This is a genomic window from Streptomyces sp. NPDC003034 (assembly GCF_053591375.1).
Genome location: NZ_JBSFTS010000011.1, coordinates 137,273 through 150,719 on the forward strand (window position 1 = coordinate 137,273; position 13,447 = coordinate 150,719).

The 13,447-nt window shown below is 73.7% G+C and carries 11 protein-coding genes; 3 read left to right on the forward strand and 8 right to left on the reverse strand.

Features of this window, described 5'->3' with window-relative positions; translation table 11 throughout:
- Positions 1-6: 6 nt before the first annotated feature.
- The 6 genes from ACWDX7_RS14545 to ACWDX7_RS14570 all read right to left on the reverse strand — a co-directional run bounded on the left by ACWDX7_RS14545 (position 7) and on the right by ACWDX7_RS14570 (position 8,763).
- Entirely contained in the window at positions 7-1,764 is a 1,758-nt protein-coding gene (locus ACWDX7_RS14545) for a nitrilase-related carbon-nitrogen hydrolase (RefSeq protein WP_451489585.1), read from the reverse strand.
- A gap of 174 nt (positions 1,765-1,938) precedes the next feature.
- Positions 1,939-3,420 (reverse strand): aldehyde dehydrogenase family protein, encoded by a 1,482-nt coding sequence (locus tag ACWDX7_RS14550; protein ID WP_451750602.1) that lies wholly within the window; start codon positions 3,418-3,420, stop codon positions 1,939-1,941.
- The gene (locus ACWDX7_RS14555; protein ID WP_451489584.1) at positions 3,408-4,610 is read right to left on the reverse strand and encodes an FAD-dependent oxidoreductase; all 1,203 of its coding nucleotides are present in this window, start codon (positions 4,608-4,610) and stop codon (positions 3,408-3,410) included. The genes ACWDX7_RS14550 and ACWDX7_RS14555 overlap by 13 nt, the downstream gene beginning before the upstream one ends.
- Positions 4,607-6,124 (reverse strand): aldehyde dehydrogenase family protein, encoded by a 1,518-nt coding sequence (locus tag ACWDX7_RS14560; RefSeq protein WP_451489583.1) that lies wholly within the window; start codon positions 6,122-6,124, stop codon positions 4,607-4,609. Before ACWDX7_RS14560 ends, ACWDX7_RS14555 begins: the two co-directional genes overlap by 4 nt.
- A 62-nt stretch (positions 6,125-6,186) precedes the next feature.
- Positions 6,187-7,470: an acyl-CoA dehydrogenase family protein gene (locus ACWDX7_RS14565; RefSeq protein WP_451489582.1), complete on the reverse strand. Its 1,284-nt coding sequence runs from the start codon at positions 7,468-7,470 to the stop codon at positions 6,187-6,189.
- A 12-nt stretch (positions 7,471-7,482) separates the two neighbouring features.
- On the reverse strand, positions 7,483-8,763 hold the full coding sequence (locus tag ACWDX7_RS14570; RefSeq protein ID WP_451489581.1) for a flavin reductase: 1,281 nt from the start codon (positions 8,761-8,763) through the stop codon (positions 7,483-7,485).
- Positions 8,764-9,006: 243 nt separating this feature from the next.
- On the opposite strand from ACWDX7_RS14570, the gene ACWDX7_RS14575 reads away from it, so the two are divergent.
- Complete coding sequence (locus tag ACWDX7_RS14575) at positions 9,007-9,795, forward strand: IclR family transcriptional regulator (protein WP_451489580.1); 789 nt, start codon at positions 9,007-9,009, stop codon at positions 9,793-9,795.
- Between the two features lie 27 nt (positions 9,796-9,822).
- On the opposite strand, the gene ACWDX7_RS14580 is transcribed toward ACWDX7_RS14575, so the two are convergent.
- Together ACWDX7_RS14580 and ACWDX7_RS14585 are read right to left on the reverse strand one after the other, a co-directional pair.
- Entirely contained in the window at positions 9,823-10,518 is a 696-nt protein-coding gene (locus ACWDX7_RS14580) for a hypothetical protein (RefSeq protein ID WP_451489579.1), read from the reverse strand.
- Between the two features lie 2 nt (positions 10,519-10,520).
- Positions 10,521-11,471, reverse strand: a complete 951-nt coding sequence (locus ACWDX7_RS14585) for a hydroxymethylglutaryl-CoA lyase (protein ID WP_451489578.1) — start codon at positions 11,469-11,471, stop codon at positions 10,521-10,523.
- Positions 11,472-11,535: 64 nt separating this feature from the next.
- On the opposite strand from ACWDX7_RS14585, the gene ACWDX7_RS14590 reads away from it, so the two are divergent.
- Together ACWDX7_RS14590 and ACWDX7_RS14595 are read left to right on the forward strand one after the other, a co-directional pair.
- Positions 11,536-12,729, forward strand: a complete 1,194-nt coding sequence (locus ACWDX7_RS14590; protein ID WP_451489577.1) for a CaiB/BaiF CoA transferase family protein — start codon at positions 11,536-11,538, stop codon at positions 12,727-12,729.
- 1 nt (position 12,730) lies between these two features.
- Entirely contained in the window at positions 12,731-13,387 is a 657-nt protein-coding gene (locus ACWDX7_RS14595; RefSeq protein WP_451489576.1) for an isochorismatase family protein, read from the forward strand.
- Positions 13,388-13,447 lie beyond the last annotated feature (60 nt).

The following is a 13,447-nucleotide window of genomic DNA, read 5'->3' on the forward strand; positions in this document are numbered from 1 at the left end:
GCTCCTTCACTGGCCGGGGTGGGGGTGCGCGGGGGAGGCAGAGCCCTGGGCGCGGGGCCGGGGCGCCACCAGGGCGTCCGCCAGTCTCCAGGGGCGCCCGTCGACCAGGTCCGTGGCGCGCGAGACGAGCCGGTGCTCGGCCTGGCGGGGCCGGAGAGCGGCCAGGGTGAGGCCGGGCCCGGCCGCCGTGGTCGCGGGTGTGCTGATGGTGCCGTCGAAGGGGGTGCCCCGCGAGCGCCACAGGCCGAACTCCACCGGCAGGGCGTGCACGGCGCCCGCGCGGTGGCCCGAGGCGACGACGTTGATCCGGTTCTCCGCCGCCCGTTCCGGAAGGCCGAGGGCCGTCTCCCAGGGTTCGGTCACGCCCAGGCAGACCGCCGCGGTGTCGACGCCCCGCAGCGCGGCCAGGCGCAGCGTCTCCGGCTGGGCGGCGTCGTCGCCCGGGACGACGGCGACGCGGCCCCAGGGCGTGTCGTGGGTGAGCAGCTCCGCCGCTCCGCCGGCCCGGTCCCAGCCTCGGTGGCGGTCGCTCTGGTGCAGCTGGTGCTGGGTCAGCACCGGCCCGTCGCGGTCGAGCAGCACGCCGGCATGGCCGGTGGGCAGGGGGAGCGTGCAGGCGAGGTAGGCCGAGGTGCCTTCCAGGGCGGTGCGCAGGGTCCGCAGGACGGTCTGGGCCTCCTCCGGGTCCGGGCGCCCAGGACCGGGCAGGACGCCGTCCGAGTGCCAGAACAGCTCCGGCAGCACGATCAGGGCCGCGCCGCGCCGCGCGGCCGTGCGGACCAGACGCGTGGCGTCCTCGACCGCCGCGCGGCCGCTGCCGCGCGGCCGGACGACGGCGGCGTCGACCTGCTCGGCGCGGGAGCCGGCGAAGGCGGGGGCGGGGACGGGCGGTGAGGCGATCGGCAGGTAGAGCGAGGGGCGCCGCACCGCGAACGCGTCGGTGCCGTCCGCCCGGCGTTTGTCGGCGGCCGCGGCCGGCTGGATGTCGGCGACCACCACGGCCTCCCCGCGCCGCGGCCCCTTGGCGACGACCCGCCCGTCGGGAGCGACGATCTGGCTTTCGCCCGCCCCGTCGAGCGCCTCGGCCGGTACCCCCATGGCGGCGCTGATCGCGCCGATACGGTCCGCCGGGAGCAGCGGGCCGACCTTGTTGGCCGCGATGACCCACACCCGGTTCTCCGCGGCGCGCACCGGGATGTGCAGCGCGGCCTCGTCGAGGGCGAAGGAGTTGAGGCTGTTGAGCAGCAGGTGGGCCCCGCGCAGGGCGAGCCCGCGGCACACCTCGGGGATGACCCCCTCCATGCAGGAGTACAGGCCCACGGGACCGAGAGCGGTGTCGATGACGGGACCGGCCCGCGTCGCGGGGTCGAGATGGTCGTTCTCGCTGCCCATCAGGATCTGTTTGCCGGCCGTACCCGCCAACTCGCCGTCCGGCCCGTAGAGCAGACTCGCGGCCGTGACGCGCTCCGCTTCCGGGGGTCCGGAGGCGAGGGTGACGTGCAGCTTGACGGAGAGCCGATGGTGGGCGGCGCGTTCCGCCACGGCCGTCAGGAAGTCGTCCCCCCGGCGGCAGGCGGCGGCCAGGGCCTGAGCCCGACTGTCGTACCAGGACAGGTGGTTGCAGAACTCCGGCAGGACCACGAGGAGCGCGCCCCGCTCCGCGGCGGCGTCGATCATCCGGACGCAGACGGCCAGATTGGCCTTCCGGTTCGAGCCCACGGCGAACTGGGCGGCTGCCACGCGAAACGTGCGCGCTTGGTCCATGGTCGACTCCATCGGTTCCCCTAGCGGAACAGCGTTTCCTTAACATACACGGGTGGGGCTTCCTGCGACAGAGGGAGAACGGGCCCGGCGCAAGGAGCAAGTGCCTTGCTCGGGGCTGTCGTTCTCATCAGGTTCAGCGATGCAGCCGACCGCCGCGGACGGCTCCGGACCCCCTCACGGATAGGCTCCCGGTGCCATTCCCGCGCCCCCCGCCCGGAACGCGGCGGGTGCGTGCGTGAGCACCGGTTGTACGTACTCCAGCAGCCCCTCCGCCCCGTACTCCCGGCCGTGCCCGCTGCGCTTGACCCCGCCGAAGGGCGCCCGTAGCGCCATACCCGTCCGGTTGTGGGTGTTGACGAAGCGGAAGCCGGCCTCGAACCGGGCCGCCAGCTCGAAGGCCCGGGGCTCGTCCGCGCTCCACACGGATGCCGCGAGGCCGTACGGTCCGGCGTTGACCCGGGTGACCAGGTCGTCCTCGTCCTCGTACGCCAGCACGGGGAGGGCCGGACCGAACTGCTCCTCGCACACCAGCGGGGCGTCGTCACCCAGCCCCAGCACCAGCACGGGCCGGACGAAGTGCCCTCCGCCCAGGCGGATCCCGGTCTGTACGGTCCCCAGCTCGATGACGGTCCCCCCACGCGCGCGGGCATCGGCGACCAGCCCCCGGACGCGGTCAGCGGCCCGCGCGGAGATCACCGGACCCACGGTGGTGCCGGCGGCCAGCGGGTCACCGAGCCGCAGCACGCGCGCGGCCGCCGCCACATACCGCTCCACGAAGCGGTCCAGGCCGGCTCGCGGCACGTAGACCCGCTTGGCGGCCATGCACACCTGACCGGCCGTCGCGAAACTCGCCAGGACCAGCCGGTCCATGTCCGCCGCCGTCAGTACGGCGTCGTCCAGCAGGACCGCGGCGTCGTTGCCGCCGAGCTCCATCGTGGTCGGCGTCAGCGCTCGCGCGGCGGCGGCGCCGACGGCCCGTCCCGCCTCCGGCCCGCCGGTGAACGACAGCTTGCCCACGTCCGGGTGACCCGCCAGCCGCAGCGCCACCTCCGCTTCTCCCTGGCATACTCGTACCACGCCGGCAGGCAGCTCACGGGCCGCGCCTTCCAGGAACGCCGAGACGGCCAACGGAGCCAGCGGCGACGGTTTGACTACCACGGCATTGCCCGCGGCCAGCGCGGGAGCGAGTTTGACGGCAGCCAGGATCACCGGGGCGTTCCACGGGGTCAGCGCCGCGACCACCCCGAACGGCCGGTACCGCCGCTCCAGCCGGCCCTGGTCGTCGTCCACCACCTGCGGCGCCAGCAGCCGTGGGGCGTGCTCGGCGTACCAGCGCAGTACCGCGCAGGCGTACCGCACCTCTCCCCGGGAGTCGGGCAGTGGCTTGCCGGATTCCCGGGCCAGCAGGACCGCGAGGTCCCCCGCGGCGGCCTCCACCCCGGCAGCGATCCGCGTGAGCGCCGCGGCCCGGTCCACCTCGGCCGTCCCCGCCCACCCGGGCGCCGCGGCCGCCGCGGCTGCCACGGCGGCGTCCACGTCCGCCGCGGTGTGCGACCGTACGCTCCCCGCGGGCCGCGCCGTACACGCCGGATTCTCCACCGTGATCCGAGGAGCCGAGCTCCCGCCCCGCTCCGGTGGGGGCGTCACCGCGACCACCGGACACCGCGCAAGGAGTCGATCATCGAACTGCGCAGCAACGAACGACGCGCCGCCACCGGATCCGCGGCCGTGGCCCGCAACCCCGCCAAGAGCGCGTTCCGTTCGGCCGGATCCCGGGCGCGCAGCCGCTTCCAGTTGGCGTGCGTCTCGGCCCCCACGTAGCGCAGCGCGCAAGCGCGTCGTTCCTCGGTGCGCTCCGTCAGCTCCTCCTCGGACCCCTCGCCCGTGAGCAGGTCCGCCAGCGCGCCGCCCACCAGCACCGCGTCGTGGATACCGCTGTTCATGCCCATACCGCCCAGCGGGTTGTTCACGTGCGCGGCGTCCCCGCACAGCAGCACCCGGCCGCTGCGGAACGTGCCGGCCACCCGCTGGTGGACGCGGTACAGACTGGCGTGGGCGATGGCCGGCCGGCCCGGTCGCGAGGTGACCTCGGCCAGCCGTCCGGGCAGGCGGGCCAGCTCGCTCCGGTCCGACGTGCCGTCCGGGGTGGGCAGCAGGATCCGCCAGTGGTCGGGGGTGCGCAGCAGCACCATCCACTCGTCGGGATCCAGCACGTAGGCGATGGGAGCCAGATCCTCCAGAACGGCGCCGGGGTCCTCGTCCAGCGAGGCGACCAGGAACCGCTCCGGATAGGTCATCCCGTGGAACTCGGCCCGCACCGCATGCCGTACGGCGGAGTGTGCCCCGTCGGCGCCCACCAGCCATGCGCCCCGCACCCTGCTCCCGTCGGCCAGGACCGCGTGGATGCCCCCGGAGGTCCGCTCCACCGCGCTCACGCGCGCCCCGAAACGCACCTCGGCGTCCGGGCAGTGGCCGAGGGCCTCCAGCAGCATCGGAGTCAGCTTGTTCTGCTCGCACTGCAACCGAAAGGGATACGGGGTGTCGCCGGCCAGCAGAGACAGGTCCAGCGTGGCCACGGGGCCGCTGCCGCGCTCGCGGTACTGGAAGGATCCCGCGACCAGCCCGCGTGCCATGAGACCTTCCACAACACCCAGTTCGGCGAGCATCTCCAGTGTGGGCGGATGGAAGGTGGACGCCCGGGACTCCGCCGCGAGCTCCGGGCCCGCTTCCAGTACGGTCACGGGCACGCCCCGGCGCGCCAGGACCAGCGCGGCCGTCAGGCCCACCGGCCCGGCGCCCGCCACCACGACGCGGTCGGCGGCCGGCGCGGGGCGGAAGGCACTCATCGGTCCCCCTCCCGGCGGTGCGCCGTGTGCAGCGCGAAGCCCGACTCCACGCCCGTCACCCGGCTGCCGGTGAAGTGCAGCAGGGTCTCGGTGCTGCCTTCGTCGACCAGGCCGGAGGCTCCCCACGCGGGCCGGGGCGTATCCGTATGCAGGCTCATCACCGAGGACCCGTTCACCTTCACCTCCCCGGCGGCGATACGGCCGGCCACGCGCAGCCCGTCCTCGGGGTCGGCGGCGCACACGTACCCTTCCAGGCCGTAGCCCGTCGAGTTGGCGAGACGCAGTGCCTCCTCCTCCCGCTCATAGGTGTGCACGGCGGCGACCGGGCCGAACAGCTCCCGGCGGGTCGCCTCCTCAGGGGCCCCGGTGATCAGCAGCGGGGCGAAGTGGTTGCCGCGGGCCGGTACCTCGGTCCAGGTACGGGCCTTGGCCCCGGCCGAGAGCAGGCTGTTGACGCCCGCGGTCAGGGCCGCGTGGTGACGGGAGTGGGCGAGCGGGCCGTAGTCGGTGCCGGGGGTCAGCGGGCCCCCGGCCCGCAGCGCGGCGAGAACGCGGCCGGTGGCCTCCAGTACGTCCGGAGCCTGGTCCGCGGGCACGATGAGCCGGCCCAGCGCCCGGCACCACTGGCCGTTGAGTGTCGTCAGCAGTTCGGCGGCCATCCGGCCGGCGACCGCGGGATCCGCGCCCGGCAGGACGAGCAGCGGGTTGTTGCCCCCCAGTTCGAGCTGTACGGGCTTGAGAGCCAGACCGCAGACGGCCCCGATCCTGCGGCCCGCGTCCGTCCCGCCGGTGAAGGAGACGACGCGGATGCGCTCGTCGGCCACCAGCAGCGCCCCGGTACCGCCGTCCCCGTGCAGCAGTTGCAGGACGCCGGCCGGCGCCCCCGCCGCCGCCAGCCCCCGGGCGGCGGCCTCCACCAGCAACTGGGTCCCGTACGGCGCCAGTTCCGGAGCCTTGACCACGACCGGGCAGCCCGCGGCGAGGGCACTGGCCATCTTGTGCGCGGCCATCGGCGCCGGCGCGTTGTACGGCAGCACGCACAGGGCGGGCCCCAAGGGGGCGCGCCGCACCAGCACCGGGCGGCCGCCGCGGCCCGTCACCGTACGCCGCAGCACGCCGCCGCGCAGCCGGTCCGCCGCGGTGCGGAAGGCCCCGGCGAGGATGACGCCCAGTACGGCGCTCTGGGCGAGGGGCACGCCGGTGGCGAAGGCCTCCGCAGCCACGATGTGCTCCGCCGCCCGCTCGACCGATGCGGCCGCGCTCTCCAGCGCCTGCGCCCGGTCCTCGTCCGGCAGGCGGGACCAACCCCCCGAGGCGTGCAGGGCGGCCGCTGCCGCCAAGGCGGCTTCCACCCGGTCGCTGGCGCTGGCGCAGGCCGGGCGGACCCGCGCGCCGGTGTCCGGGTCCTCCAGATCGAAGCCGAGGCGCGTCTCGCAGGGCTGCCACACCCCGTCGACGAAGTCGCTGGTGGCCGGCAGGGCGCCGGGCAGGGCGGAGGCATCGGATACGCGCAAGGAATCCGGGACGCCGGAGGCATCGGATAGGCGGAAGGCACCGGGATGGCGGGGCCCGGGGGTCACCGGGCTTCTCCCAGCGTCGCGAACAGCGCGTTCTCCTGAGCCTCGGTGGCGATCCTCGCCGCCTCCAGGCGGCCCCGCTCCGCGGGGAAGGTCATCACGAGCCCCATGGCGAGGTCGCGCAGGGTGCGGCCGATGATCCCGTCCATGCGTGCTTCCGAGGTGCCGGATGCCTTCAGGGCGCCGAGGGCGACGGCGAAGCAGGCTTCCGTGACCGCGCCCTTGCCCAGCCGCCACTGGCTGAAGACCTCCGACTTCGGCCGGATCGGAGGCTCGGAGGTCTCCAGGTCGAGCTGGCGCCGCAGCCACTGGAACGCGGTCTCCAGGTTCTGGGTCATGTCACCGATCAGGACCTGGTGCATGGGGGAGGAGGCGATCGGCCGGCCGGTGTCGGCGAAGGTCTTGCGGGTCAGCCGGTCCAGCGTGTAGTCGTAGGCGGCCCGCGCCGCGCCGGTGTAGACGGCGGCGATGGCGAGCTGGTTGCCGACGAAGCTGCCGCGGCTGACCTGGAGCATGCGGGTGAAGGCCCCCGCAACGGTCAGCGCGTCCCGCTCGGGGACGAAGACCTCGGCGAGCCGGATGCCGTGGTTGGCGCTGCCGCGCATGCCGAGCCCGTTCCAGGGCGGGCGGGAGGACACCCCGGCGGCGTGGCGCGGGACGAGGAACATGGCCAGGCCGTCGGCGGTCTGAGTCTTCTCCAGCCGGGCGGTGACCAGATAGATGTCGGCGACTCCGGTCGCGCAGCCGAAGGACTTCTCACCGTTGAGGACCCAGCCGCCCTCGGCGCGCGAGGCGGTGGTGGCGATGGAGATGTTCGCGGTGGAGCTCTTGGCCGTCTCGCTGGCGAAGTTGGCGAGCCAGGAGCCCGACGCCATCGTGGTCAGCACCCGCTCGGCGAAGGCGGTGACGACCGGGGTCTCCTCCCGCGTGAACAGGCCCGCCCGGATGGCCTCCAGAGGCAGCAGGCCGCGCGACGCACTGGTGTTGTGGAAGAAGAAGGCGAGTGCCGTGGAGGGGCAGGCCGTGCCCATGGCGTAGGTGGCCGCCGCCAGGTCGCGCAGACCGCCCCCGAGCCCGCCGTACTCCTCGGGCACGACGAGGCCGAGCAGGCCAGCCTTCCGCAGCAGCGCGGTGTGGCCCGCCGGGAAGGCAGCCCTCGCGTCGGCCTCGGCGGCCGCCTCGCGCAGGGCGGGCAGTACGGATTCGACGCGCTCGGCGCGGGCCCGTTCGGCTTGGGTCATGCGGTCGACGAGCTGTGCGCCCGTGAGCTGGTGCGTGGTCATCGGCGGTACTCCTTACTCGGATTCCGGGGCGCGGGAGGCGGCCGCCGGGCTGGGGGAGCAGGCCGTGGCGGTGGCGGGCGGCTGGCTTCGCGCCGCGCGGAGGCCCGCGCGCAGGTCCCGCAGGGCCGCGGTGCCGAGGGGAGCGGCCACGCCCATGCGGGAGCAGAGCAGGACGAGCCGCTCGGTGGACAGCGCACCGCCGTGCCCGCCGAGGCTGGTGTCGAAGCAGCGCACGCCGCTCTTCATGCCGGTCAGTGCGTTGACCAGGCCGAGGCCGTGGTGGTCGCGCAGCGCGAGGCGAAGGAGCGCGGGCCCGGCCTCAGGGACCGCGTCCTGGAGCAGTCGCCGCAGTGCCAGGGGCGAGGCGCCCTCCGCGTCGGCCGGGCCCTCGGCGGGCTCCTCCAGGACGATCTCCCCGCAGCCGGCGGCGGCCAGCCGCCGCACGGTCCGCAGGCAGGCGCGGGCCAGCTCCGGGTGCAGTGCGTCGCGTATCCGGGCGACCGTGAGGGTATGTGGATGCCCGGCGTCCTGGATCGCCCGCACCGCGTCGGCGGCAGTGCTGCCCTGGCCGTCCGCCGCGACGGTGAGCTCGACGGCGGGGGAGCCGGCCGCGGCTGCGGCGACCGCGGCCGCCGCGTCGGCGACGTGCACCGAGGTGCAGCCCAGGCCGTTGGCTCCGATGTTGCCGGCGGGGCCGGGGTCGGGGCCGTGTCCGGCGCCGTGGAGTGACCCCAGGCGCACCCGTACGCCGGCCCGGCGCAGCGCCTCGGACAGGCGCGCGATGTGCGGCGCGGCGCGGGTCAGTCCGGTATCGGCCAGGTCCACGCGGTCGGGCAGCGGATCGGCGAGCTGGCCCCAGGAGCGCGAGTGGAACAGCAGCGGAGAGGTGATGCGCGGTACTCCCGCCGCCACCACCTCGCCGAGGAAGATGGTGTGGTCCCCGCCCGGGTAGCGGTGCAGCACGCGGCAGTCGACCCAGGCGGCCGAGTCCGTCAGGACGGGGCTGCCGGTGGCACCGGGCCGCCAGTCGCCCGCCGCGAAGCGGTCGCTGACGCCGGGCTCCATGCCCGCGAACCTGCGTCCCAGGGCGAGGTGGTCCCGGCCCAGGACGTTGACGGCGAACACGCCGTTGCGTATGAGGAGATCGTGGGAGCGGATGCCCTGGTCCAGGCAGACCAGGACGAGGGGTGGTGTGAGGCTGACGCTGCTGAAGGAGCTTGCCGTCATGCCGTGCCAGCCGTGCTCGCCGGCCGTGGTGACGATCGCGACGCCGCTGGGCCATCGGGACAGCACTTGACGGAAGGTCGTTCCATCGATGACGGCAGCCATCGCACCCCCGCGTGTCTATGTTTCCTCTAGTGAAACGATGTCTCCAAGAGCGTAACGAGGCTGTTGGGAGAGTGTCAACGAAATCGGCGGGAGCGGATCGACTGTTTCCCATGGGGAAATCGGCGTTATGCTTTCTCCACGTGTTTTCTCCACGTCGGGGAGCGGGCCACCGCCCACGCCTCGAAACCATCGCGCAGAAGGACGCCAGTGACCGAGGAGACGAACAGCAGCAGGTCCGTCGCCGCCGTCGAGCGGGCCATGGACGTGCTGTTGATGTTCGGCCGCAGCGGCCGCCCCGACCTCGGGGTCACCGAGATCGCTCAGGAACTCGGCATCACCAAGGCCGCTGTCCACCGCATCCTGACGGCCCTGCGCAACCGCGACCTGATCATCACCGACCCCGTCACCCGCCGCTACGCCCTGGGACCGGCCGCCATCTCGCTCGGCCGCGCCTACCTGGCCCGCACCGATCTGCGGGTCCTGGCGGCTCCCGAACTGCGGCGGCTCGCCGCCCAATGCGGAGAAACGGCCACCCTCTCCATCCGGCGCGGCGACACCAGGCTCTACGTCGACCAGGTCGTCCCCGAGCACGAGCTGCGCATGGAGGTCGCCCTCGGGATCCCCCTGCCCCTGCACGCGGGCAGCTCCTCCAAGGCGTTCCTCGCGTTCCTGCCGGAAGCCGAGATCGACACCTACCTCGAACGCCACGCCCTGGACGCGATCACCGACCGGACCATCACCGACCCCGAGCGCATGCGCAAGGAGCTCTCCGCCATCAAGCGCCGCGGCTACGCCACTTCGGTGGGGGAGCGGCAGAGCGGATCCGCCTCGCTCGCCGCACCCGTCTTCGGGCATGACGGACACGTCATCGCGGTGGTCAGCCTGGCCGGGCCGCAGTCCCGCTTCAAGCCCCGTCTGGCCGAGTGCGCCCCGCTGCTGCTGGCGAGCGTGGAACGGCTCTCGGCCGAGTTCGGCTACCGGCCGGGAGTCAGTTGAACGCGGCTCAGAGGTTCTGGATCCGGCTCACAGGTTCGCCCCGGGCTTGAGCACCCCCAGCGCCGCGGCCGCGAGGACGCACGTCCAGATCCCCGCCACGTACGGGACACAGCCGTTGACCGCCCGCCGCAGCGACCGCTCCACCCCCTCGCTGCTCCCTGCTGCCGCCAAAGCCGCGAACGCGGCCCCGAACGGGCGCAGCCGCAGCCGGATCCCCAGCCCGCAGGCGATCGCCGTCGCGTACAGGAGCACCTTGCCGCCCAGCCAGCGCGGATCGGTGGTCACGCCGAACGGCTCGGCGGCCAGCAGGGTGTAGAGCCCGACGCCCCACAGCGCGCCCGTCAGTGCGATCCGTATCGCCCAGTCCGCCCGGCGTATCCAGGGGTGGTGGCCCGGTCGGTGGTGCTCACGGACGGTCAGCCAGAGCCAGAGCGCCGCGAACACCCACGTGGCCGAGGCGGACCAGCCGTTGAGCAGACGCCCCGCCCCGTGGGGCTCCAGCGCCATCAGCGTGATGCCGCTCGGCAGGATGAGCACCAGGCAGACCTTCGGCCCGAGGTCCAACACGCTCATGACCGACAGCGCCGTCGAGCGCGCGGCGAAGGGCAGGCCAAGTTTCAGGACGTACCGGCTGGAGACGTAGACACCGAGGTCGCCGCCCAGCCAGAAGACGAACAGCAGGAGGTGCAGCAGGATCCACCACCCGTGCGGATGCGCTCCCATGGCTATTCCTCCCCCCGGGCGGGGGTGCGCGCGGACCCGGGGAAGGGCCCCGCCCTCCCGAGCAGGGCGGGCACCTCGATACCGAGGACGGTCCCCAGCCAGATGCCCGTCGCGGCCGCCGACTCCATGTCGATGCCCGGCTCCAGGCCCATCCGGCGCAGCAGGTAGACCAGATCCTCCGTCGCGATGTTGCCGGTGGCGGCCGGTGCGAACGGGCAGCCGCCTATGCCGCCGAGGGAGGAGTCGAGCCAGGCCGCCCCGGCCGCCGCGGCGGCGACCGCGTTCGCGTAGCCCGTGTTGCGCGTGTTGTGGAAGTGGCAGCGCAGGGTCACTCCGGGCGCCTGTTCCCGTACGGCTGCGAGCAGCCGGGAGACCGCGTCGGGGGCGCCCGCGCCGATGGTGTCGGCGAGGACGATCTCCACGGCCCCCGACTCCGCCCCGATCCGCGCCAGTTCGGCCACGGCCGCCTCCGGCACCTCGCCCTCGAAGGGGCAGCCGAACGCCGCCGCGATGGTCAGGGAGCGGCCGATCCCCTCCGCGCGGGCCCGGGAGGCGATCCCCTCCCACGCGGTCATCGCCTCCCGCGTGCCCACGCCCTGGTTGCGGCGGGAGAACGTATCGCTCGCCACCACCACGTAGTTGATCTCGTCCACACCACTCGCGCTGGCCCGGTCCATACCGCGGGCGTTGAGCACCAGGCCGCTGTAGCGCACCCCGTCCGGGCGCTTCAGCAGCCCCATCACCTCTTCCGCCCCCGCCATCTGCGGCACCCGGCCCGGATGGACGAAGGCCACCGCCTCCACCCGGCGCGCGCCGGCGGCCACTGCACGCTCGATCAGGGCCACGCGGCGCGCCGGGGAAAGGACGCGGGCTTCGTTCTGCAGACCGTCGCGCGGGGCCACTTCCACCACACCGGGCCCGGAGAGCGGCTTCGTCGCCAAGGAGTTGTCCATGCGTCACATTCTGCCGTGCTGATTCCTCTAGCGAAACGGCGTTTCCCAAACTTACACTCGCGGTATGAGTGGACCCCTCAGCGACATCCGTGTCATCGAGACCGGCACCCTCCTTGCCGGTCCCTTCTGCGGCCAGCTCCTCGGCGACCACGGTGCCGAGGTCATCAAGCTCGAAGACCCCGGACGCGGCGACCCCATGCGCCAGTGGGGGCGCGAGCGCCCCTACGGCAAGTCCCTGTGGTGGCCCGTCGTCGCCCGCAACAAGAAGTCCGTCACCTGCGACCTGCGCCGCCAGGAGGGGCAGGCCCTGGTCCGCCGCCTCGTCGCCCATGCCGACGTCCTCGTCGAGAACTTCCGCCCCGGCACACTGGAACGCTGGGGCCTCGGCTTCGAGGAGCTCAGCGCCGTCAATCCGGGCCTCGTCATGGTCCGCGTCACCGGCTACGGACAGAACGGCCCCTACGCGCCCCGCGCCGGCTTCGGCTCCATCGGCGAAGCGATGGGCGGCATCCGGCACATCACCGGCGAACCGGACCGTCCCCCGTCCCGCGCCGGAATCTCGCTCGGGGACGCCCTCGCCGGCACCATGGCCGCCTACGGCGCCGTCATGGCCCTGCACGCCCGCGCCCGGACCGGAACCGGCCAGATCGTGGACTCCGCGCTCTACGAAGCGGTCCTCGCCTACATGGAATCGCTCCTCCCCGAATGGGAGGTGGGAGGCTACCAGCGCGAACGCACCGGCCCCGTCCTCCCCAACGTCGCCCCCAGCAACGTCTACCCGACCGCGGACGGGGCCGCCGTCCTCATCGCCGCCAACCAGGACACCGTCTTCCGCCGCCTCACCGAGGTCATGGACCGCACGGACCTCGCCGAGGACCCCCAGTACGCCACGCACACCGCCCGCGGCGCCCACCAGAGCGAGCTGGACGACCTCATCGCCACCTGGACCGTCGGCCAGGAAGCGGATGCCCTGCTGGGCGCCCTCCACGCCGCCGGCGTCCCGGCCGGCAAGACCTTCACCGCCGCCGACATGCTCACCGACCCGCATTTCGCCGCCCGCGAGGCCATCGTCCGTCTCCCGCACCCCGACTTCGGCGACATCCCCATGCAGAACGTCGTCCCCAAGCTCTCCGGCACCCCCGGCGCCGTCCGCTGGGTCGGCCCCGAGCTCGGAGCCCACAACGACGAGATCTACGGCGACCTCCTCGGCCTGACCCGGGGAGAACGCGACGAGCTCGCCGCGGACGGAGTGATCTGACGTGGCGGGCAGGCCCCTCGCCCACGATTACGAGACCGCGGGCTTCGGCCACCGCATCGGCTGGGGCGAACACCCGGCCGTCCTCCTCGTCGACCCCGTACAGGCCTACGCGGCCCCCGACAGCCGCCTCTACCTCGACACGGCGGAGCGCGCCCTGCGCGCCATGGCGCACCTGGCCCGGGCGGCCCGCCAGTCGGAGTTCCCGGTCATCTTCACCGCCGTCCGCTACGAGGACGAACCGAGCGCGCACGCACCGCACTTCGTCCGCAAGGTGCCCAGCCTCGACGCCTTCCGCGCCGGCAATCCGCATGCGGAGTTCACCCCCGTCTGCGCCCCCGAACCGGGGGAGGTCGTCATCCGCAAGCACTACCCGAGTGCCTTCTTCCAGACCCGCCTGCGTGACGTCCTGTCCGTCCTGGGCGTCGACACGGTCGTCATAGGCGGTTTCTCCACGAGCGGCTGCGTGCGGGCCACCGCCCTGGACGCGCTTCAGTACGGGCTGCGGCCCATCGTGGTCCGCGACGCGGTGGCCGACAGGGACGACGGCCCCCACGAGGGCAACCTCTTCGACCTCGACTCCAAGTACGCCGACGTGGTCGACATCATCACGGCCTGCCGCCGCCTGGGAGACCCGTCCTTCCACCCCCGCCGGAGCTGACAGCCGTCGCCCCTACCCGTCCGCGCGCCGGACGGGACACACGCGGAGCCCGGCCGGGGC

What these genes read in the sequence shown, in the direction of transcription:
- ACWDX7_RS14545 (WP_451489585.1), bottom strand. Translation starts at nt 1,764, where the DNA reads ATGGACCAAGCGCGCACGTTTCGCGTGGCAGCCGCCCAGTTCGCCGTG.
- ACWDX7_RS14555 (WP_451489584.1), bottom strand. Translation starts at nt 4,610, where the DNA reads ATGAGTGCCTTCCGCCCCGCGCCGGCCGCCGACCGCGTCGTGGTGGCG.
- ACWDX7_RS14565 (WP_451489582.1), bottom strand. Translation starts at nt 7,470, where the DNA reads ATGACCACGCACCAGCTCACGGGCGCACAGCTCGTCGACCGCATGACC.
- ACWDX7_RS14580 (WP_451489579.1), bottom strand. Translation starts at nt 10,518, where the DNA reads ATGGGAGCGCATCCGCACGGGTGGTGGATCCTGCTGCACCTCCTGCTG.
- ACWDX7_RS14585 (WP_451489578.1), bottom strand. Translation starts at nt 11,471, where the DNA reads ATGGACAACTCCTTGGCGACGAAGCCGCTCTCCGGGCCCGGTGTGGTG.
- ACWDX7_RS14590 (WP_451489577.1), top strand. Translation starts at nt 11,536, where the DNA reads ATGAGTGGACCCCTCAGCGACATCCGTGTCATCGAGACCGGCACCCTC.